We start from the raw sequence: 17,751 nt of genomic DNA, 5'->3' as shown, positions 1-17,751 counted from the left end.
TGGCTTCGCCCCGACGATCGGAATCATGGCTGCGATCAAGATCCTCGTTATTCCAGGCTCGCTGCGCACAGGGTCGCTGAATGCGAAACTCGCGGCTGTCGCCATTGACGCGCTGGTTCGCGCCGATGTCGATGCCACCAGGATTTCGCTCGGCGACTTTCCGCTGCCGATCTATGACGGCGACCTCGAGAGCAATTCCGGCGTACCGAAACATGCGCTCGATCTGAAGCGTATGATATCGGCGCATCATGGTGTGCTGATCGTGACGCCTGAATACAACGCGTCGCTGCCGCCGCTGGTGAAGAATACGATCGACTGGATCTCGCGCGTGGAAGACACGCATGAGAGCAAGGGCCAGGTGTTTCGCGAGCGGCCGTTTGCGATTGCGGCGGCTTCGAATGGGCGGCTTGGCGGTGCGCGCTGTTTGCAGGCCTTGCGGCTGGTGCTGTCGGCGTGTCGCGCGATGGTGATCCCGAACCAGCTCACGCTGGCGTTCGCCGGTGAGGCCTATGACGATATGGACCGGCTGAAACACGCCGCCGACAAGGATGCGATGACGGCGATGGTGCGCCAGCTTATCGATGTCGCGCAGCAGATGAAGTGAGACGAGATGACGTTGCAGACCATTGATCCCCGCGACCGCCTGATCGTCGCACTCGATTTGCCGGATGTTGACGCTGCCGAAGCGATGATTGCGCGGCTCGGCGACAGCGTGACTTTCTACAAGATCGGCTATCAGCTCGGCTATGCTGGTGGTCTGCCGCTGGTGCGCAAGCTCGCCGATACCGGAAAGAAGGTGTTCGCCGATCTGAAGATGCACGACATCGGCAACACCGTCGCGCGCGGTGTGGAAAGCGTGGCGAAGCTCGGCGCGACCTTTCTCACCGTGCATGGCTATCCGCAGACCATGCAGGCGGCGGCCAATGCCAGCAAGGGCTCCGGCCTGAAGATCCTCGCGGTGACAGTACTGACCTCGTACGACAACGAGGATCTGAAGGCCGCGGGCTATCAACTCGGTGTCAGCGATCTCGTCGCCGCGCGCGCGCAGCAGGCGCAGGCGCTCGGTATCGATGGCCTCGTCTGCTCGCCGGAAGAGGCGGCGAACCTGCGCAAGCATATCAAGCCTGAGATGTGTCTGGTCACGCCCGGTGTGCGCCCTGCCGGCAGTGACGTGGGTGATCAGAAGCGGATCATGACCCCGGCACGCGCGATTGCCGAAGGTTCGGACTATCTGGTGGTCGGCCGTCCGGTAATGGAAGCTGCTGATCCGAAGGCTGCGGCCGAGGCGATCGTCGCCGAAATTACGCAGGCACTGGCGAACAAGTAAGAACGGGACAGGGAGAGAGACAGATGGCCAAGGCTTACTGGATTGCACGCGTCGACGTGCACAATATGGACGGCTACAAGCAATACGTGGCCGAGAACGGCCCGGTCTTCAATAAATTCGGGGCCAAATTCCTGGTGCGCGGTGGTCAGTTCGAGGCCAAGGAAGGCACGTCGCGCTCGCGCAATGTTGTGCTCGAATTCAAGGACTACGCGACCGCGCTAGCCTGTTACAATTCGCCGGAATACCAGCGGTTGGTCGCGATGCGCAGCCCGCACGGCGAGAGCGATCTCGTGATCATCGAGGGGTATGACGGTCCGCAGCCTTGAGCGGCAGGGCCTTAAGCATGTGTTTGATCTGATTGGTATCTAAGGACTTTAGGTACCGTGGGCGTGTTGCCGCCGTGGCAACGCGCCGCTATACCGCCTTGAGATACTGAGGATCGTTCAATGTCCGATATGAGACTGATCGTTGCTGGCGCCGGCGGCCGAATGGGCCGCGCGCTGATCCGCACCATTTCCGAGACCCCCGGTGCTGTCGTTTCCGGCGCGCTGGAAGCGCCCGGCTCGGAGCTGCTCGGACAGGATGCCGGCGTGCTCGCCGGCCTGCCCGAGAACGGCGTCAAACTCTCGGCCGACCTCTGGACGCTGTCGAAGGATGCCGATGGTATCCTTGATTTCACGGTGCCTGCGGCGACCATCGCCAATGTTGCGATCGCAGCCCAGCGCGGCCTCGTTCACGTGATCGGCACCACCGGCCTGTCGTCGTCGGACAACGCGGTGATCAAGAGCGTGACCGGTCAGGCCATCGTCGTGCAGTCGGGCAATATGAGCCTCGGCGTCAATCTGCTCGCCGCGCTGGTGAAGCGCGTTGCGCAGTCGCTCGATGACGGCTTCGACATCGAAGTACTGGAGATGCATCACAAGGCCAAGATCGACGCGCCCTCGGGCACGGCTTTCATGCTGGGTCAGGCTGCTGCCGAGGGTCGCAAGATTCCGCTCGAGCAACATTCGGCGCGTGGCCGCGACGGGCTCACCGGCGCGCGCAAAACCGGCGATATCGGCTTTGCCTCGCTGCGCGGCGGTACTGTCGCTGGCGATCATACGGTGATCTTCGCCGGTCCCCATGAACGCATCGAGCTGTCGCACAAGGCCGAGGATCGCATGATCTTCGCCCATGGTGCGCTGAAGGCGGCGATGTGGGCGCATGGAAAAAAGCCAGGTTTGTACTCGATGGCTGACGTGCTCGGCCTTGGTGAAATGTAAGAAGAACGAAACGGAATTCTCGATGAACGAACGTCTTCTCGTCCTCGTCCGTCATGGACAGAGCGAATGGAATCTGAAGAACCTTTTCACCGGCTGGAAAGATCCTGATCTCACCGAGAAGGGCGTCGCAGAGGCCAAGGAAGCCGGCCGCAAGCTGAAGGCGCAGGGTCTGACCTTCGATGTCGCGTTCACCTCGGCGCTGACCCGCGCGCAGCACACGCTCAATCTCGCACTGGAAGAGATGGGCCAGACCGGCCTGCCGATCACGAAACATCTGGCGCTGAACGAGCGCGATTACGGTGATCTCTCCGGCCTCAATAAGGACGACGCCCGCGCCAAATGGGGCGAGGAGCAGGTCCATGTCTGGCGTCGATCCTATGACGTGCCGCCGCCCGGTGGCGAGAGCCTGAAGGATACGCTGGCGCGCACGCTGCCGTATTTCGTGCAGGAAATCCTGCCCTGCGTGCTGCGCGGCGAACGCACGCTGGTAGCGGCCCACGGCAATTCGCTGCGTGCCCTGATCATGGTGCTGGAGAAGCTGACGCCGGAAGGCATTCTCGCCCGCGAACTCGCAACCGGCGTGCCGGTGATCTATCGGCTCAATGCCGATGCGACGGTGGCGTCGAAACTCGATCTTGCGGGTTGATCGACGTGCTCGGTGGCGCGGCTAGCGCGCCATCGCAGCCGACACGAAATCCGAGATCGCATCGAGAAAGACGTCCGGCTTCTGCAATTGCGGGACATGCGCGCAGCCCGGAAGCACGATCAGTCGTGCATCAGGTAGTCCGGCAGCAAGCTCTCTGGACATCGGTGGTGGCGTCGCTTCATCGTGCTCGCCGACCAGCACCAGCACCGGCGCTTTGACGGTCCCGATCTCGGGGCGCAGGTCCAGCGTCGCCAGGGACTCGCAGGCACTCTGAAACACGCCGGGATCCGTGCGCAAAAAGGCCTCGCGGCGGTCGCGCATCAGCTCCGGGTTCTGCTCCTGAAATTCAGCGGCGAACAAGCGTCGCATCGCGACATCGGTAACCGCCGGCAATCCCTTGGTCGATGCGGCCATCCCCATGTTGCGGAACGCCTCACGACCGGGTTCGGAAAACGCTGCGCCGCAATCGGCGAGAACCAGACGGCCTGCGATGCCGGGATGGCGGATCGCCATCTGCAAGGCAACGAAACCGCCATAGCCGTTACCGAGCACGATCGTGTCCGCGCCGTCGCCGCAGTCCCTGACGGCCTCCGCCACGCGGTCCGCTACGGCCGCCAGTCCGCCGCTTACGGCGTCTGATCCCCCAAAACCCGGCAATTCGGGAACGATGACACGGTGGGTCTTGGCCAGCGACGGCACGATGCTGTCGAAGCTTGCCCGGTCAGACAGCAGCGAGTGAAGCAGCACGATGGCCGGTCCTTCGCCGAATTGCGCTGCATTGACGGTGCCGTTTGCCAAGCGCCGATCTGCCATTTTTGCCTCTCCCGTCAAAAGCTTGCAGCCCGCAGCCTGATCGGCTGTCGCATCCGCCTGTCCTGTTGTGTCCCGGACCGGAGCCTAAAAGCAAGTCCTCGATCGCGCAAATCTGACTTGACGTGATATTTCACGAGATGCATCTTTGTCGGAGAATCAGAGGAAATATCCGTGCTTCTTCGAGATAATGTCTACAATAGCCTCAGGTCTGATATCCTGATGTGTCGCTTTCTGCCAGGTGATGATATGCGGGAGCAGGAGCTGGCGGAGCGCTATGCGGTCAGCCGCCAGCCCGTACGTGAGGCTTTGCTGCGGCTGGAGCGCGAGCATCTCGTGACGGTGCAGCCGCGCCAGGGTTATCGGGTCAATCCGATCTCGATCTCGGACGCCCGGGACCTGTTGCGGTTTCGCTATGCGGTCGAGCCGGCCTGTGTGTCGGAAGCGATCGAGCACGCCTCGGACAACATCCTGCGCGGATTGGACCAGTACAGGTCGTTCGACGGCTCGGCGGAAGATTTCATCGATTATAACCGCGCCTTCCACATCGCGCTGGCACAGGCGTCCGGCAACCGGCGCATGGCGTCGGCCGCGCGCGATCTGATCGAACAGGCCGACCGGCTGGTGCGTATCAGCATCGCCAACGTCAAGGGCCGCGATCACATGCAGCTCGTGGGCGAGCACGTCAGCCTGATCGACGCCATGCAGCGCCGCGACCAGCGCGGCGCGGCGCGCATCATCAAGGCTCACATCGAGAAAACAGAAAAGCGCGTGCTGCCTGCCTTGGCGCGTAACGCGATCATCGTCGAAGGGAGAGATCTATGAACATTCCAACAAAAACAGGCTCCATCGATGTCGAGATCCACGGCAATTTCGTCGATGGCCGCGAAATCGAAGCCGGCAACGGCGAGATGATTGATGTGCGGAACCCGGCTACGGGCGACGTCATCGCGCGAATCCCCAATTCGACCACGGCCGATATCGATCATGCGATGAAGAGCGCGCGTGCGGCGTTCGAAGGACGCGCATGGGGCGGCATCGATACGCGCGCCCGCGCCCGCCTCATCAACAAGCTTGCCGATGCCTTCGAGGCTAATCTCGACACGCTATACCGGCTGGAAACGTTGAACAACGGCCGTCCAGTCAACGAGACCCGTGCGCAGCTTGCGCGTCTTCCTGATTTCTTCCGCTATTTCGCCGGCGTTGCCCTGGCGCGGCGCGATTCGGTCATCCCGGTCGAAGGCGCGTATCTCAACTATACGCTGCGCACGCCGATCGGGATCGTGGCGAACTGTACGCCGTTCAATCATCCGCTGATGATCCTGTGCAAGTCGCTGGCGGCTGTGCTCGCTACCGGCTGCGTGACGGTCGTGAAGCCTTCGGAATACACGCCCCTGACCACGCTGAAGCTCGCGCAGATCTTCACCGAAGCTGGCCTGCCGCCGGGTGTGTTCAATATCGTGCTGGGCTACGGCCCAAGTGCCGGCAAGATGTTGTCCGAACATCCCGATATCAACAAGCTGGTGTTGACCGGCGGTACCGAAGCCGGGCGCATCGCCGGTGCTTCGGCAGCGAAAGTATTCGCGCATCAGACGATGGAGCTTGGCGGCAAGACGCCCGTCATGGTGTTCGATGATTTCGATGTCGATCAAGCGGTCAATTACGCCGCTTTCGGCGCCTTTATCGGTGCTGGCCAGACTTGCGTCTGCGCTTCCAGGCATATCGTGCAGGCCTCGATCTACGACGAGTTCGTCGCGAAGTTGCAGGCCAAGACGAAGTCTATCCGTATCGGCGATCCGTTCGATCCCAACACGCAGCTCGGCCCGGTGATCTCGGCGCGCCAGCGTGACCGCGTGCTTTCCTATGCGCGTTTCGGTCACGAGGATGGTGCCCGGCTGGTTGCTGGTGGCGTTGCGGCAAAGGTTGCCGGTCACGAAAACGGGTTCTTCGTGGAGCCCACGGTGTTCGCCGATGTTCGGTCGGACATGCGCATCTTCCAGGAAGAGGTGTTCGGTCCGTTCACATCTGTCACGCCGTTCAAGGACGAGGCCGATGCGTTGCGTCTGGCCAATGATTCCCCGTTCGGACTTGCAGCGGCGATCCGCACCCGTGACGTCGCGCGCGCACATCGCGTGGCCGGCCGCGTCAAGGCGGGTATCGTCTGGATCAACGATCATCATCGCCTCGATCCCGCATCGCCCTGGGGCGGCGTGGACGACAGTGGCATCGGCCGTGAATGCGGCACCGAAAGCTTCGATGATCACTTCAACACCAAGAGCGTGATGGTGGCGACGGGCGATGGCCCGTTCGACTGGTATCGCGACACGGCGGCGCAGAAGCGACTGAACTAGAGCAAAGCGATCGCCAACAGATCCCCCACAGAGGGACGGCGCTAATCCGATATGGAAACAAACAGGGAGAGACGACGATGCCGACATCAGTAAATGCGGGCGGCCGGTTGGACCGGCTGCCGATCGGACCGTTCCATTACCGCATCATGACGTTGATCGGGATTGGAATGTTCTTCGACGGCTTTGACATCTACATCGCAGGAACAGTGCTGGGCGTGACGCTCAAGAGCGGCTTCTCGACACTCGCCGAGAATGCGCTGTTCATTTCGGCGACGTTCTTCGGAATGATGCTCGGCTCGTTCGGCACCGGCTTTCTCGGTGATCGCTACGGCCGTCGGTTCTCCTACCAGTTCAATCTGTTGCTGTTCGGCGTGGCATCGCTTGCGGCGGCATTCGCACCAAACATGACCATTCTGATCCTGTGCCGCTTCGTGATGGGCCTCGGACTCGGTGCCGAAAACGTGGTCGGCTACTCGACGATGACCGAGTTCGTTCCCGCGCGTTCGCGGGGCAAGTATCTGGGGCTGATGGCCGTCTGCGTCGTCAGTGGCCTGCCGGTGGCGCTACTGGTGGCCTCGTTCGTGGTGCCGATGTTCGGATGGCGCGCCATGTTCGTACTCGGCGGCATCGGTGCGCTGGTGGTCTGGTACATGCGCAAGAACCTGCCGGAGTCGCCGCGCTGGCTCGAGGCCGTCGGCCGCCGCGAGGAGGCAGAGGCGCTCATGCAGAAGATCGAGAGTGAGGCCGCCCAAGGCAAGCCGCTGCCGCCGGTGACCGCGGTCTCGACCGTGCAGGCGTCCGGCCAGCTGTCGTCGCTATTCGCGCCCCCACTGCTGTCGCGTATGATCGTCGGTTCGATCTGCCTGATCACCATCAACACATTGCTGTATGGCTTCGTGACCTGGCTGCCGGTGTTCTTCATCAAACAGGGATTGAGTGTCGCCACGTCGTTCAGTTACTCGCTACTGATGGCGCTGGGTGCTCCGGTCGGCTCGGCCATCGGCGCGCTGACGGCCGACCGTTGGGGCCGCAAGCCGACCATCATCGGTTCGTCGCTGATCGCGGTGGTGTTGGGCATCATCTATCCGATGATTTCCGATCCGCTTCTGCTGCCAGCGGTCGGTTTCGCGCTCACGATCCCGATCTATGTGCTGGTTGCGTTGCTGTTCGGCATCTATATCCCCGAACTGTTCCCCACCGAAGTGCGCTTGCGGGCGTCGGGGATCGTCAACACGCTGGGGCGCGGCGCAACCATCGTGACGCCGTTCTTGGTGGTGACCCTGTTCGAGGCGCGCGGCGTTGCGGGCGTAATGGCGCTGATGATCGGATTGCTGGTGCTGCAGATCATCACGGTGTGGGCGTTCGGCATTGAGCCACGGAACCGCAGCCTTGAAGAAATGAAGACCGACGAATCCTCAGCGCCCGTGCTGAAGGAAGCGTCTTAGTCGTTCAGTCCAATGGGCCGCAGGAAGCTGCGGCCCATTGCTGCTAATTCGCTCCCACCTGTCCGGCTTCCCAGCCGATCATGGCCTGCTTCCGTGTAATGCCCCAATGATAACCCGTCAGCGCGCCGGATTTACCGAGCGCGCGATGGCACGGCACCACGAAGGAAATCGGGTTCTTGCCCACGGCCGCGCCGACGGCGCGTGAGGCCTTCGGGTTGTCGATCTTGCAGGCGATATCCGAATAGCTGACCGCACGACCCATCGGGATCTTCAGCAGCGTTTCCCAGACGCGGACTTCGAAATCCGTCCCGATCAACACCACCCGCAGCGGCTGGTCCGGGCGCCACAGCTTGCTGTCGAAGATGCGCTGCGCCAGTCCGGCCGTGCCGGGAGTGTCCTCAATCAATGTGGCCGCCGGCCAGCGCCGGCTCATGTCGGCGAAAGCGCGCTGTTCGTCGCCCGGATCGGAGAAAGCGAGACCCGCAAGGCCGCGGTCGCTGGCGATCACGATCGCGGTGCCGAACGGTGAGGGATGGAAGCCGTAGCGCAACTCCATGCCGGCGCCGCCGGTTTTCCATTCTCCGGGTGACATCGCTTCATGGGTTACGAAGAGATCGTGCAGCCGGCCCGGGCCGGAAAGGCCTGAGTCGAGCGCGGCGTCGAGGACGCTGGCGGAATCGCGCAGCAGGTGCTTGGCGTGGTCGAGCGTCAGCGCCTGCATGAACGCTTTCGGTGTCAGTCCCGCCCAGCGGCGGAACAGGTGATGCAACTCGTCCGGCGTCACGCTCGCGGCATCCGCCACGGCCTCGATGTTCGGCTGGTCCCGCCACTGCGAGTGCATGAAGCCGATGGCACGGCGTACGGAATCGTAATCGCGCAGGGCCGCGTCGCGCTGGCCCGGCTTGATCGGGCGATGCTCAGTCATCGCTAGGTCTCTGGCAAGATTCATCATGATATCGATGTAGGCCTGCCCCGACGCGCAAACCACCCGTTTCCCGATGGATCATCAGTTCACCGGATTATAGGTCGGGCCGCGTTTGGCGGCCTGGAGCGCTTCCATCAAGGCTTTGATGAAGCTCGCCTTTTCCTCCGCGCCGAGGAACCGTGCGATCGACACCCGACGGCCGCGCGACACCAGAAAAAGCTGCTCGATGCCGAATTCGGCGTGGCACACCTGATCGATCTGCACCCAGAGTGGATTGAATGCCCATTCCACGACGTCGCCTGATGGGCTGACCCGGCGCACACGGATTTCCGACGGCGTGACCGTGATCTCTTCGGTGGCCCTGGCGCGTCTGTCGTAGACCTTGAAGGCGATATAGATCGCCAGCAGGTCGAGGCCGAAAAAGCCGAGCACCGGCCAGGCGCCCATCAGCAGGAAGGCCATCCCCGCGCCGAACGAGACCATGCTGATGAAACCCATGAGCACGAGGAAGCCCTTGCGACCCAGCGCGTGATGCGGACGCAGCAGCGCGCTGAACAGCATCGGTTCCTGCGAGACGTCAAAGTCGTTGCCTGATGTCATGGTCCCTCAGTATATCCCTTTGATGCCGAAAATCACCCGCAAGCTCGCCGCCAGCGCAAAGTCCAGTCCTGCAAAGAAGGTTGTAGCGAAAGCGGTAAAGGCGCCTGCGAAGAAGGTCGCCAAGCCGAAGCCCATCAAGCTGAAACCCATCAAGTTGAAGCCTTGGACCAAAGCCCAGGTCCATGAAGCCTTCTCGCGCTTCCGCAAGGCTAATCCCGAGCCCAAGGGCGAGCTCGAACATCTCAACCCCTACACATTGCTGGTCGCAGTGGTGTTGTCCGCGCAGGCGACTGACGCCGGCGTCAACAAGGCGACGCGCGCGCTGTTTCCTATCGCCGATACACCGCAGAAAATGATTGATCTCGGCGAAGAGACGGTGCGGGACTATATCAAGACCATCGGCCTCTATCGCACCAAGGCGAAGAACGTTATCGCGCTGTCGGAAAAGCTGATCCGCGAATTCGGCGGCGTCGTGCCGCGCACCCGCGCCGAAATCGAGTCACTGCCGGGCGCCGGGCGCAAGACCGCCAATGTCGTGCTCAATATGGCGTTTGGCGAGCACACGATGGCTGTGGACACCCATGTCTTCCGCGTCGGCAATCGCACCAACATGGCGCCGGGCAAGAACGTGCTCGACGTGGAGCTGGAGCTGGAGCGCGTGATCCCCGACGAGTTCATGCTGCATGCCCATCATTGGCTGATCCTGCACGGCCGCTATACGTGTCTCGCGCGCAAGCCGCGCTGCGAGGTGTGTCTGATCAACGATCTGTGCCAGTGGCCGGAGAAGACCGTGGTCTAGGCGACCGGCATCTTTGTCACGCGACCCGGCTCGATCAACTCCGGTCGTGGTCCGCTCAATCGCTTGTGCATATGGACCATGAAGGCCATGCCGAACAGCGGCGTGGCCAGGTTGACGATCGGGATCGAGACGAAGGCCGCGATGAACAGCCCGGCGGTGAACACCGTCGCCGCATGCTGCTTGCGCATCACCTTGGCGTCCGCCGGCGAGCGGAACCGCATGGCGGCCAGCTCGAAATACTCGCGGCCGAGCAGCCAGGCTGTGGCGATGAAGAAGACGACGAAACCAATACCGGCGAAGAATACGAAGGGCAGCGCGATCAGATAGACCGCGATGGTCAGCAGCGCGGTCTTGCCGCCTTCGGTGATAGCGAGCCCGAACGGCAATGCGACGCCGACCCGCTCCGCGGGATAGTGCTCGCGCTCGACGATATCGGCAACATCATCGACGAACACGCTGGCGACCAGTGACGTAATCGCCGGCATCAGAAAGATTGCGCCGGCGACGACGCCGAGACCGGCGGCAATCGACAAGGTCCAGGACAACACATTGATCATCGTGTGGTAGTCCGACCCGATCGTGCTTTCGGCCCAGACGCCGCCCGAAGTGGCAGCCCAGTTCAACAACCGCTGCATGCCGATTGCCAGGACAGTGATTAAAACCAGGGCAAGTCCGATCGACTTCCACAGGATGCTGCGCATCGGCGGTGAAAGAATTTGCGATAGCGCCTTGGCGGCAGCGACAAGCATCCGATTTTCTCCTTGCAATCACGAAGACGTAACCCTTGCGAAGTTGTCAGACAAGTGCAGCGCAGCATCGACTTCTTCACTGGACGGATAAATAGAAAGAGGTAGTCTCAAGAAAAACAATCATCAGGGAGGACGACATCTTGATCACCAAGGGTACCCGTGCGCTTGTTTTCGCTACTGCCGCTTCTGGCTTGTTTCTGACCGCAGCGCCCGCCTTCGCGCAGCAAAGCATCACCGTCTGGTTCAGCAAGGGGTTTTATAAATCCGAAGATGAATCGCTGCTGGCGGCGATCAAGAAATTCGAAGACAAAACCAAGATCAAGGTCGAACTCTCGCAATATGCCATTCAGGACATGATCCCGAAGACCGTGGCTGCGCTGGATTCCGGTACGCCGCCGGATGTCGCCTATGCCGACACCTACGATGTGCAGGCATCCGGCAAATGGGCCTTCGAAGGCAAGCTGGAAGATATCACCGACATCCTAAAGCCGATGATGGATAAATTCGCGCCGAACACGGTCGAGACGGCCTATCTGATGAACGGCCAGACCAAGAAGAAGGCGTATTACGGCTTTCCGCTGAAGCAGCAGTCGATGCATGTGGAGATCTGGAGCGATCTGCTCGAGCAGGCCGGCTACAAGATCAGCGATATTCCCAAGGACTGGAAGGGCTACTGGTCGTTCTGGTGCGATAAGGTCCAGCCGGCCTATCGTAAGGCGTCGGGCGGCCGTGCCTATGGTGTCGGCCAGCCGATGGGCGTGGAGTCCACGGACTCACTGCAGTCGTTCTACACCTTCATGGATGCCTATAACGTCAAGCTGGTCGATGATGACGGCAAGCTTCTGGTGGACGATCCCAAGGTCAAGGAAGGCCTGATCGGCGCGCTCAGGGACTATACCGACACCTATATCAAGGGCTGCACGCCGCCATCCTCGACGACGTGGAAGGACCCCGACAACAATGTCGCCTTCCACAACAAGAGCATCATCATGACCCACAACTTCACGATTTCGATCGCGGCGAAGTGGTTCGAGGATTCGCAAAACCAGACGTTGACGCCGGAGCAGCGCGCGGCCGGCAAGAAGGCCTATGAAGAGACGATCGTCACGGCATCGTTCCCGCTGAAGCCGGACGGCACGCCGATCAAGTATCGCTCAGACGTGAAGACGGGGATGATCTTCTCGCAGTCGAAGAACAAGGCGGGCGCCAAGGAATTCGTCAAGTTCCTGATGGAAGAAGAAAACCTTGGCCCCTATGTCGAAGGTGCGCTGGGTCGCTGGTTCCCGGTGACCAAGGCCGGACAGGCAAGCCCGTTCTGGCAGGCCGACAAGCATCGCAAGGCAGTCTATACCCAGTTCACGGGTGGCACCTCGTCGTTCGATTTCGTGAAGAATTACAAGTTCACGATCCTCAATAACGAGAACGTCTGGGCCAAGGCGATGAACCGCGTGGTCAGCGAGAAGGTGCCGGTCGAGAAGGCCGTCGATGAGTTGATCGCCCGGATCAAGGAAATCGCGGGTTAGTCCGAGACAAAGCCGGCCGCCCCTCGCGGCCGGCTTTTGCAATGGTGTACAGCATGGCCACGATCACCTATCCCGCTCCCGCCGATACGCTGCCACGCCGGCCATGGTCGGCCCGCCTCACGACGCCGCAGGTCTGGGGCGTCGTGATGATCGCGCCCTATCTGCTCGTGTTCGCCGCCTTCGTGGTCTATCCGATCGGTTATGGCTTGTGGTTGGCGCGGCACCCGGCGAGTTACGTCGCGCTCTATAACGATCCGGTATTCGCGCGCGCCGTCGTCAACACGCTGATCTTCCTGATTATCGGCATCAATCTCAAAATGCTGGTGGCGCTGTTCCTGTCCGGATTCTTCGTGCAGTCGCGCACCTGGATACGTTGGCTGTCGGTGCTGTTCATCCTGCCTTGGGCCGTGCCGTCGATCCCGACCATCCTGTCGGTCCGCTTCATGTTCAATCCCGAATGGGGCGTGATCAATAACCTGATCTTCAAGTTCACCGGCGAGGATGGGCCCAACTGGCTGAATGACCCTGCCATGGGCCTGACGCTGGCGATTCTGGTGCACATCTGGAAGTCGCTGCCGTTCTGGACGCTGATCCTGATGACAGGGCGTCTGGCGATCTCGACGGACATGTTCGAGGCCGCCGATGTCGACGGCGCCAGCTGGTGGCAGAAATTCCGCTTCATCACTTGGCCATCGATGCAGACGCTGTATCTCACCTGCACGCTGCTTTCGATGATCTGGACGCTCGGCGACTTCAACAGCGTCTATCTGTTGACGGGAGGCGGGCCAGCGGATCTCACTCATGTTCTGTCTACATTGGGGATTCGCTATCTCCGCCTCGATCAGCTCGACATGTCGATGGCATCCATCGTTTGCGCGATGCCGCTTGTGCTGCCGCTGGTCTATTTCATGATGAAACGGCTCTCTCGATGAAGAGGTTCACCCGATGAGAGTGCCAACGCTACGAGAAGTCGGCACGGAAGCGCGGTTGCTGCTGATCGGCATTCCCGTGCTGATCTGGACGTTGATTCCGATCTACCACATGTTCCTGTTCGCGATCTCGCCGAAGCAGGATGCGTTCGCGGGCAAGTTGTGGCCCGACCATCCGACGCTGAACAATTTCAGAATCGTGTTCAATCAGCAGCACTATTTCCTGCGCGATTTCTGGGCGCAGTTCTTCAATTCCGTCGTTATCGCGGTGGCTGTTGGTGCGCTGACGCTGGTCATCGCCACCGCTGCGGCCTTTGCCATCAGCCGTCTCCGTGTGCGCGGTGGACGGACGGTGATGAACATGGCGCTGTTCACCTATTTCATTCCCGCCGCATTCCTCGCTGTGCCGATGTATCGCACCATGGGCAATTACGGCCTGCTCAACAATCACTGGTCGCTGATCCTGGCGATGGTGACCATTGCTTCGCCCTATGCGATCTGGGTGCTCAAGCAGGCGTCCGACAAGCTGCCGCTCGAGCTCGACGAAGCCGCCATCATGGATGGCGCGACGCCGCTGCAACTGTTTCGCATGGTCTATGTGCCGCTGATGTTGCCGTCGCTGGTCGCAATCGGGACCTATGCGCTGCTGCTCGCCTGGAACGAATATCTCTACGCCTTTCTGCTGCTGTCCAAGGATACCGAGATCACGCTACCCGTCGCGCTCGGCAACTTCCTGGCCGCTGATGACTCGCCCTGGGAATTGCTGATGACCACGGGCTTTATTTACGCGCTACCACCAGCCGCAGTGTATTACGCCTTCCGGCGCTACATGGTCGGCGGACTCACAGCGGGCGCGGTCAAGTCGTGAAGTGGCGGATCAGGCGATTAGCCTGATCCGAGGCCTGCTCACGTCTTCGTCAGCCACTTCCGCTTCCGTGTCAGTCGTCTCAGGAATGAGCGGCGGCGTGCCGAAGACGTCCGGAAATGGATCGAAAGTGCCCGCCACCTCCCGGAGCGGCTTTTGTTTGTCGGCCCAATGCAACGCCGTGTAGTCGAATCCGAGTTCAATGGTCGGCTTCACCACTTCGAAATAGGGCGAGATATCGAAATCCCTGGGCATATACAGCGATGAATCGCGGATGTGCAGAATCTCGCGACGGGCCTGGCGGCTACCGGCGCGGGTGATTTTCGGCAGAATCGGATAGCGCACGGCATCGAAAGCCTGCGCGATCAATGCCGAGCAGATGATCTTGGTGGGATCGCCGGAGCCGAAAGCGATCATGCGCCGCCGCCAGCGCTGCGGTATTGGCAGCGGGATCAGGAAGCGCATCAGGTCGAGAATGTTCTTGGTGTCGTAACCAAAGCCAATCCGGTTGATGGCGTAGCGACACACAGTGGTGCGGTCCTCGTAAGACAGACCGACCGGGCGGCACAGGCGGGTGTGGAACGGATAATATTTCGACAGCGGTGCCGAGGTGACACCTTCGCCGATATTGGCCTCGATCAGCACATGCGGCTCGCCGTTCGGCTCTGCAGCACCATCGATTGGGCCGACATAGAGCGCGGCATGCGACCAGGTCGATTGCGTGAGATATTTGATGATGCCGGAGACGCGGTTGTTGCCTTCGACCAGCAGCACGTCACCTTCCTCGATGATACCGCGCAGGCGTTCGGGGTCGCTCGGCGTGAAAGGCTCGTAGCCGGGCAGCTCCTTCTGCAGATATTTCGCGATCAGTTTCCCGACCGTATCGAGCATGAGGCCCATGATCGTGACTCCCCCAGCGCGGTTCATGTCGACCGCTTTCCCTGGCTCCATCATGGTCGAGAGCCATTGCAATTTGGTTCATGCCCGCGCGGCGCTGGTGACAATTCATTCACCACGACGGTTGCCGCACACCCTCGAATACGGCAAGGTTCGCGAGACGTTCTCATGCATCATAAAATTTCGGAAACCATGTCATGACGATTTCACGCCGAGATTTCCTGTCGGCGTCCGCAGCATTGACACTTGTGCCGCTGTTCGGCGCAAGGACATTGGCCGCGTCGCTGCCGCGGGATGCTGACATTGTCGTGATTGGCGCGGGCGCTGCGGGCATCGCTGCGGCGCGTCGTATCCAGGCGGCCAATCGCAAGGTGATCGTGGTCGAGGCCTCCAGCCGGATTGGCGGACGGTGCATGACAGACGCGACAAGTTTCGACGCCCCGTTCGATCGCGGCGCGCGCTGGCTGCACACGCCGGAAACCAACGCAGTGGTGAAGCTTGCCCGGCCGGTGGGAATCGATGTCGCGCCATCGCCGCCGAGCCAGAAGCTGCGTATCGGCCGTCGCAATGCCCGCGCCGGCGAGACCGAGGAATTGCTCGCTGCGGTGGTGCGGGCCAATCGCGCCATCGACGAAGCAGCGCGCCGTGCCGACATCTCCTGCGCTACGGCGCTGCCGAAGGATCTCGGGGACTGGGCGGGCACAATCGATTTCGTGCTCGGGGCCTATGCGACCGGCAAGGACCTCAAGGATCTCTCGACGCTGGATCTCTCGCGCGCGCAGGATCGCGCCATCGATGTTGCCACGCGCCAGGGGCTCGGGGCGTTGATGGGCAAGCTCGGCGAGGCCGTTCCAGTGGCGCTGTCGACCCCTGCGACGCGCGTGACCTGGAGCGGACGCGACATCGGCGTTGAGACGGCGTCAGGGCGCATTGCGGCGCGGGCGGTGATCATCACCGCATCAAGCAATGTGTTGTCGTCGGGGACAATCAAGTTCACGCCGGAACTGCCAAAGCGGCAGCTCGACGCGGCGGCAAAACTCAGCCTCGGCAGCTATGACCGTATCGCGCTACAGTTTACTGGCAATCCGCTCGGGCTGGGTCGCGATGAGCTGATGGTCGAGCAAAGCACGAGCACACGTACCGGTGCACTGTTTGCGAACATTGGCGGATCATCGCTGTGTACCGTCGATGTCGCGGGCGCATTCGGCCGCGACCTTGCAACTCAGGGCGAGGCCGCGATGGTGGCTTTCGCCGTTGAATGGCTGACGAAGCTGTTCGGCTCCGATATCAAACCGGCGATCAAGCGTTCTGCAACGACGCGCTGGGATACGATGCCATTCGTGCTCGGAGCCATGTCGGGGGCCGCACCGGGTGGCCAGGCCTCGCGCCGCGTATTGGCTGAGCCTATGGGCAATCTGTTCCTTGCCGGCGAAGCCACGCACGAAACATTGTGGGGCACGGTCGATGGCGCATGGGAAAGCGGCGAGCGCGCAGCAGAGGCGGCGCTCAAGAAGATCGGCGCAATGAAAGAGCCGGAACCAGACAAGCCGGTGCGGACGAAGCAGCGGCGGCAGCGGTCGAGCGGAGCGGGGTTGGAGTAGCCGCGACGTGAGGCTGCTATTGGCGCTACACCGGTAGCGCCAGCTGCATCAGATCCTTGGCCACGATGATCTTGCCGGAAAAATTCTTTCGCACGCCCGAGATCCAGTCCTCGTCGGTGACTTCGGGATCGTCGCCCGGCACGAAGTGGCTGAGCACCAGCACCTTCACGCCAGCCGCGGCGGCGATGCGGCCGACATCCTCGGTGGTGGTGTGGCTTTCCATCAAATGTTTTTTCAGCGTCGCGCCGTTCTTCGTCTTGATCACCAGCCGGTCAACAGCGGGCACGTAAAGTGCCTCATGCACCAGCACGTCCGCCCCCTTGGCGAACTCTGCGAGCTTCGGGTTGTAAGCGGTGTCGCTGGAGAACACGATGACGCCGTCGGGCGTCTCGAATTTGTAGGCGAAGCTGTCGACGATCGGCGGATGCGGAGTGCGGAACGCTGTCACCTTGACGTCGGCCGTCTGCAGAACCATGCCATCCTCCGCGATATCCTTGGCAACGAGCAACGGCCGCGGATCGGGGCGGCCTTCATCTTCGATGCGGGTATCAACGTCGAATTTGTTCAACTCCCAGTAAGTCCGGGTCATTGCCTCGATGCCCTTGGGACCAAACGAGCGGATCGGCGTCGAGAGGCCTGCGGCCCAAGCATTGTAGAACAAGTTGCCGTATTCCAGATTGTGATCGGAATGGTGGTGGCTGATGAAGATATACTTCACTGAGGGAAGCGGCACGCCGGCATTGACCAGTTGCCGGCTGACGCCCATGCCGCAATCGATCACGAATGGCGTGTCGTTGACCACAACGAGGTTGGCGGGATTGGACGCACCGACGCCGACGCGTGGGCCGCCCTTGGTGCCGAGAAATATGATCCTGGTGCGCGGTTTTGCCGGCGTCTGCGCCAGCGCGGGGCGCGCCGCGAAGACCATGGCGCCGGCAGCGGCAAACTTCAGCATGTCGCGGCGATCGATCATGGTCGTCTCCCGTTGTTCTTGAATTGGAGAGACCCTAACGCCGCGCCGG

The 17,751-nt window shown here is 61.4% G+C and carries 19 protein-coding genes; 13 read left to right on the top strand and 6 right to left on the bottom strand.

Translation table 11 applies throughout. The annotated features are described in order from the left end of the window. Positions 1 to 25 precede the first annotated feature (25 nt). From LPB73_RS25520 to LPB73_RS25500, 5 genes are all read left to right on the top strand, one after another. Positions 26 to 604 (top strand): NADPH-dependent FMN reductase, encoded by a 579-nt coding sequence (locus LPB73_RS25520; RefSeq protein ID WP_093757831.1) that lies wholly within the window; start codon positions 26 to 28, stop codon positions 602 to 604. Positions 605 to 610: 6 nt separating this feature from the next. After that, on the top strand, positions 611 to 1,327 hold the full coding sequence (pyrF, locus tag LPB73_RS25515; RefSeq protein WP_089263059.1) for an orotidine-5'-phosphate decarboxylase: 717 nt from the start codon (positions 611 to 613) through the stop codon (positions 1,325 to 1,327). Positions 1,328 to 1,350: 23 nt separating this feature from the next. Further along, complete coding sequence (locus tag LPB73_RS25510) at positions 1,351 to 1,653, top strand: DUF1330 domain-containing protein (RefSeq protein ID WP_068730266.1); 303 nt, start codon at positions 1,351 to 1,353, stop codon at positions 1,651 to 1,653. A gap of 120 nt (positions 1,654 to 1,773) precedes the next feature. Continuing rightward, positions 1,774 to 2,589 (top strand): 4-hydroxy-tetrahydrodipicolinate reductase, encoded by an 816-nt coding sequence (dapB, locus tag LPB73_RS25505; RefSeq protein WP_089263057.1) that lies wholly within the window; start codon positions 1,774 to 1,776, stop codon positions 2,587 to 2,589. Positions 2,590 to 2,611: 22 nt separating this feature from the next. Further along, positions 2,612 to 3,235 (top strand): 2,3-bisphosphoglycerate-dependent phosphoglycerate mutase, encoded by a 624-nt coding sequence (locus LPB73_RS25500; RefSeq protein ID WP_089263055.1) that lies wholly within the window; start codon positions 2,612 to 2,614, stop codon positions 3,233 to 3,235. Positions 3,236 to 3,256: 21 nt separating this feature from the next. On the opposite strand, the gene LPB73_RS25495 is transcribed toward LPB73_RS25500, so the two are convergent. Further along, positions 3,257 to 4,048, bottom strand: coding sequence for an alpha/beta fold hydrolase (locus LPB73_RS25495; RefSeq protein WP_231078621.1), 792 nt, complete (start codon positions 4,046 to 4,048; stop codon positions 3,257 to 3,259). 171 nt (positions 4,049 to 4,219) lie between these two features. On the opposite strand from LPB73_RS25495, the gene LPB73_RS25490 reads away from it, so the two are divergent. From LPB73_RS25490 to LPB73_RS25480, 3 genes are all read left to right on the top strand, one after another. Beyond that, positions 4,220 to 4,870, top strand: coding sequence for a GntR family transcriptional regulator (locus tag LPB73_RS25490; RefSeq protein ID WP_115032048.1), 651 nt, complete (start codon positions 4,220 to 4,222; stop codon positions 4,868 to 4,870). Further along, a complete protein-coding gene (locus tag LPB73_RS25485; protein ID WP_231078620.1) occupies positions 4,867 to 6,396 on the top strand; it encodes an aldehyde dehydrogenase in 1,530 nt (509 codons plus the stop codon). The genes LPB73_RS25490 and LPB73_RS25485 overlap by 4 nt, the downstream gene beginning before the upstream one ends. Before the next feature lie 77 nt (positions 6,397 to 6,473). Then, positions 6,474 to 7,841: an MFS transporter gene (locus tag LPB73_RS25480; protein ID WP_231078619.1), complete on the top strand. Its 1,368-nt coding sequence runs from the start codon at positions 6,474 to 6,476 to the stop codon at positions 7,839 to 7,841. A gap of 43 nt (positions 7,842 to 7,884) precedes the next feature. Here the strand turns inward: LPB73_RS25480 and LPB73_RS25475 are convergent, their stop codons facing one another. Continuing rightward, the gene (locus LPB73_RS25475) at positions 7,885 to 8,766 is read right to left on the bottom strand and encodes a methylated-DNA--[protein]-cysteine S-methyltransferase (RefSeq protein ID WP_414716825.1); all 882 of its coding nucleotides are present in this window, start codon (positions 8,764 to 8,766) and stop codon (positions 7,885 to 7,887) included. Between the two features lie 81 nt (positions 8,767 to 8,847). Next, positions 8,848 to 9,366, bottom strand: a complete 519-nt coding sequence (locus LPB73_RS25470; RefSeq protein ID WP_089263045.1) for a DUF2244 domain-containing protein — start codon at positions 9,364 to 9,366, stop codon at positions 8,848 to 8,850. A 22-nt stretch (positions 9,367 to 9,388) separates the two neighbouring features. Between LPB73_RS25470 and nth the strand changes: the two genes are divergently transcribed. Then, positions 9,389 to 10,165 carry an endonuclease III gene (nth, locus tag LPB73_RS25465; RefSeq protein ID WP_120287705.1) on the top strand — a complete coding sequence of 259 codons (777 nt, stop codon included), beginning with the start codon at positions 9,389 to 9,391 and terminating at the stop codon, positions 10,163 to 10,165. Here nth and LPB73_RS25460 read toward each other — a convergent pair. Further along, the gene (locus tag LPB73_RS25460) at positions 10,162 to 10,914 is read right to left on the bottom strand and encodes a sulfate transporter family protein (protein ID WP_231078618.1); all 753 of its coding nucleotides are present in this window, start codon (positions 10,912 to 10,914) and stop codon (positions 10,162 to 10,164) included. The genes nth and LPB73_RS25460 overlap by 4 nt on opposite strands. 140 nt (positions 10,915 to 11,054) lie before the next feature. Between LPB73_RS25460 and LPB73_RS25455 the strand changes: the two genes are divergently transcribed. Genes LPB73_RS25455 through LPB73_RS25445 form a run of 3 tightly spaced genes read left to right on the top strand, consistent with a single transcriptional unit; the run spans position 11,055 to position 14,234 of the window. Then, positions 11,055 to 12,437 carry an ABC transporter substrate-binding protein gene (locus LPB73_RS25455; protein ID WP_231078617.1) on the top strand — a complete coding sequence of 461 codons (1,383 nt, stop codon included), beginning with the start codon at positions 11,055 to 11,057 and terminating at the stop codon, positions 12,435 to 12,437. Positions 12,438 to 12,490: 53 nt separating this feature from the next. Further along, positions 12,491 to 13,369 (top strand): carbohydrate ABC transporter permease, encoded by an 879-nt coding sequence (locus LPB73_RS25450; protein WP_231078616.1) that lies wholly within the window; start codon positions 12,491 to 12,493, stop codon positions 13,367 to 13,369. A 13-nt stretch (positions 13,370 to 13,382) separates the two neighbouring features. Continuing rightward, on the top strand, positions 13,383 to 14,234 hold the full coding sequence (locus tag LPB73_RS25445; protein ID WP_231078615.1) for a carbohydrate ABC transporter permease: 852 nt from the start codon (positions 13,383 to 13,385) through the stop codon (positions 14,232 to 14,234). Between the two features lie 9 nt (positions 14,235 to 14,243). On the opposite strand, the gene LPB73_RS25440 is transcribed toward LPB73_RS25445, so the two are convergent. Continuing rightward, the gene (locus LPB73_RS25440) at positions 14,244 to 15,131 is read right to left on the bottom strand and encodes a YiiX/YebB-like N1pC/P60 family cysteine hydrolase (protein ID WP_089263035.1); all 888 of its coding nucleotides are present in this window, start codon (positions 15,129 to 15,131) and stop codon (positions 14,244 to 14,246) included. 194 nt (positions 15,132 to 15,325) lie between these two features. Here LPB73_RS25440 and LPB73_RS25435 point away from each other — a divergent pair, with 194 nt between their 5' ends. Next, positions 15,326 to 16,729 (top strand): flavin monoamine oxidase family protein, encoded by a 1,404-nt coding sequence (locus LPB73_RS25435; protein WP_231078614.1) that lies wholly within the window; start codon positions 15,326 to 15,328, stop codon positions 16,727 to 16,729. Between the two features lie 25 nt (positions 16,730 to 16,754). Here the strand turns inward: LPB73_RS25435 and LPB73_RS25430 are convergent, their stop codons facing one another. Then, on the bottom strand, positions 16,755 to 17,702 hold the full coding sequence (locus tag LPB73_RS25430; RefSeq protein WP_231078613.1) for an MBL fold metallo-hydrolase: 948 nt from the start codon (positions 17,700 to 17,702) through the stop codon (positions 16,755 to 16,757). Positions 17,703 to 17,751 lie beyond the last annotated feature (49 nt).

This window comes from Tardiphaga sp. 37S4, assembly GCF_021044645.1.
GTDB classification, from domain to species: Bacteria; Pseudomonadota; Alphaproteobacteria; order Rhizobiales; family Xanthobacteraceae; genus Tardiphaga; species Tardiphaga robiniae.
The sequence above is the reverse complement of the archived record's forward strand: the minus strand, read 5'-3'. Positions and strand labels throughout refer to the sequence as shown.

Bases quoted from the DNA above. Each gene is read 5' to 3' on its own strand.
- LPB73_RS25520 (WP_093757831.1), top strand. From the start codon at position 26: ATGGCTGCGATCAAGATCCTCGTTATTCCAGGCTCGCTGCGCACAGGG.
- pyrF (WP_089263059.1), top strand. From the start codon at position 611: ATGACGTTGCAGACCATTGATCCCCGCGACCGCCTGATCGTCGCACTC.
- LPB73_RS25510 (WP_068730266.1), top strand. From the start codon at position 1,351: ATGGCCAAGGCTTACTGGATTGCACGCGTCGACGTGCACAATATGGAC.
- dapB (WP_089263057.1), top strand. From the start codon at position 1,774: ATGTCCGATATGAGACTGATCGTTGCTGGCGCCGGCGGCCGAATGGGC.
- LPB73_RS25500 (WP_089263055.1), top strand. From the start codon at position 2,612: ATGAACGAACGTCTTCTCGTCCTCGTCCGTCATGGACAGAGCGAATGG.
- LPB73_RS25495 (WP_231078621.1), bottom strand. From the start codon at position 4,048: ATGGCAGATCGGCGCTTGGCAAACGGCACCGTCAATGCAGCGCAATTC.
- LPB73_RS25485 (WP_231078620.1), top strand. From the start codon at position 4,867: ATGAACATTCCAACAAAAACAGGCTCCATCGATGTCGAGATCCACGGC.
- LPB73_RS25480 (WP_231078619.1), top strand. From the start codon at position 6,474: ATGCCGACATCAGTAAATGCGGGCGGCCGGTTGGACCGGCTGCCGATC.
- LPB73_RS25475 (WP_414716825.1), bottom strand. From the start codon at position 8,766: ATGACTGAGCATCGCCCGATCAAGCCGGGCCAGCGCGACGCGGCCCTG.
- LPB73_RS25470 (WP_089263045.1), bottom strand. From the start codon at position 9,366: ATGACATCAGGCAACGACTTTGACGTCTCGCAGGAACCGATGCTGTTC.
- nth (WP_120287705.1), top strand. From the start codon at position 9,389: ATGCCGAAAATCACCCGCAAGCTCGCCGCCAGCGCAAAGTCCAGTCCT.
- LPB73_RS25460 (WP_231078618.1), bottom strand. From the start codon at position 10,914: ATGCTTGTCGCTGCCGCCAAGGCGCTATCGCAAATTCTTTCACCGCCG.
- LPB73_RS25450 (WP_231078616.1), top strand. From the start codon at position 12,491: ATGGCCACGATCACCTATCCCGCTCCCGCCGATACGCTGCCACGCCGG.
- LPB73_RS25445 (WP_231078615.1), top strand. From the start codon at position 13,383: ATGAGAGTGCCAACGCTACGAGAAGTCGGCACGGAAGCGCGGTTGCTG.
- LPB73_RS25440 (WP_089263035.1), bottom strand. From the start codon at position 15,131: ATGGGCCTCATGCTCGATACGGTCGGGAAACTGATCGCGAAATATCTG.
- LPB73_RS25435 (WP_231078614.1), top strand. From the start codon at position 15,326: ATGACGATTTCACGCCGAGATTTCCTGTCGGCGTCCGCAGCATTGACA.
- LPB73_RS25430 (WP_231078613.1), bottom strand. From the start codon at position 17,702: ATGATCGATCGCCGCGACATGCTGAAGTTTGCCGCTGCCGGCGCCATG.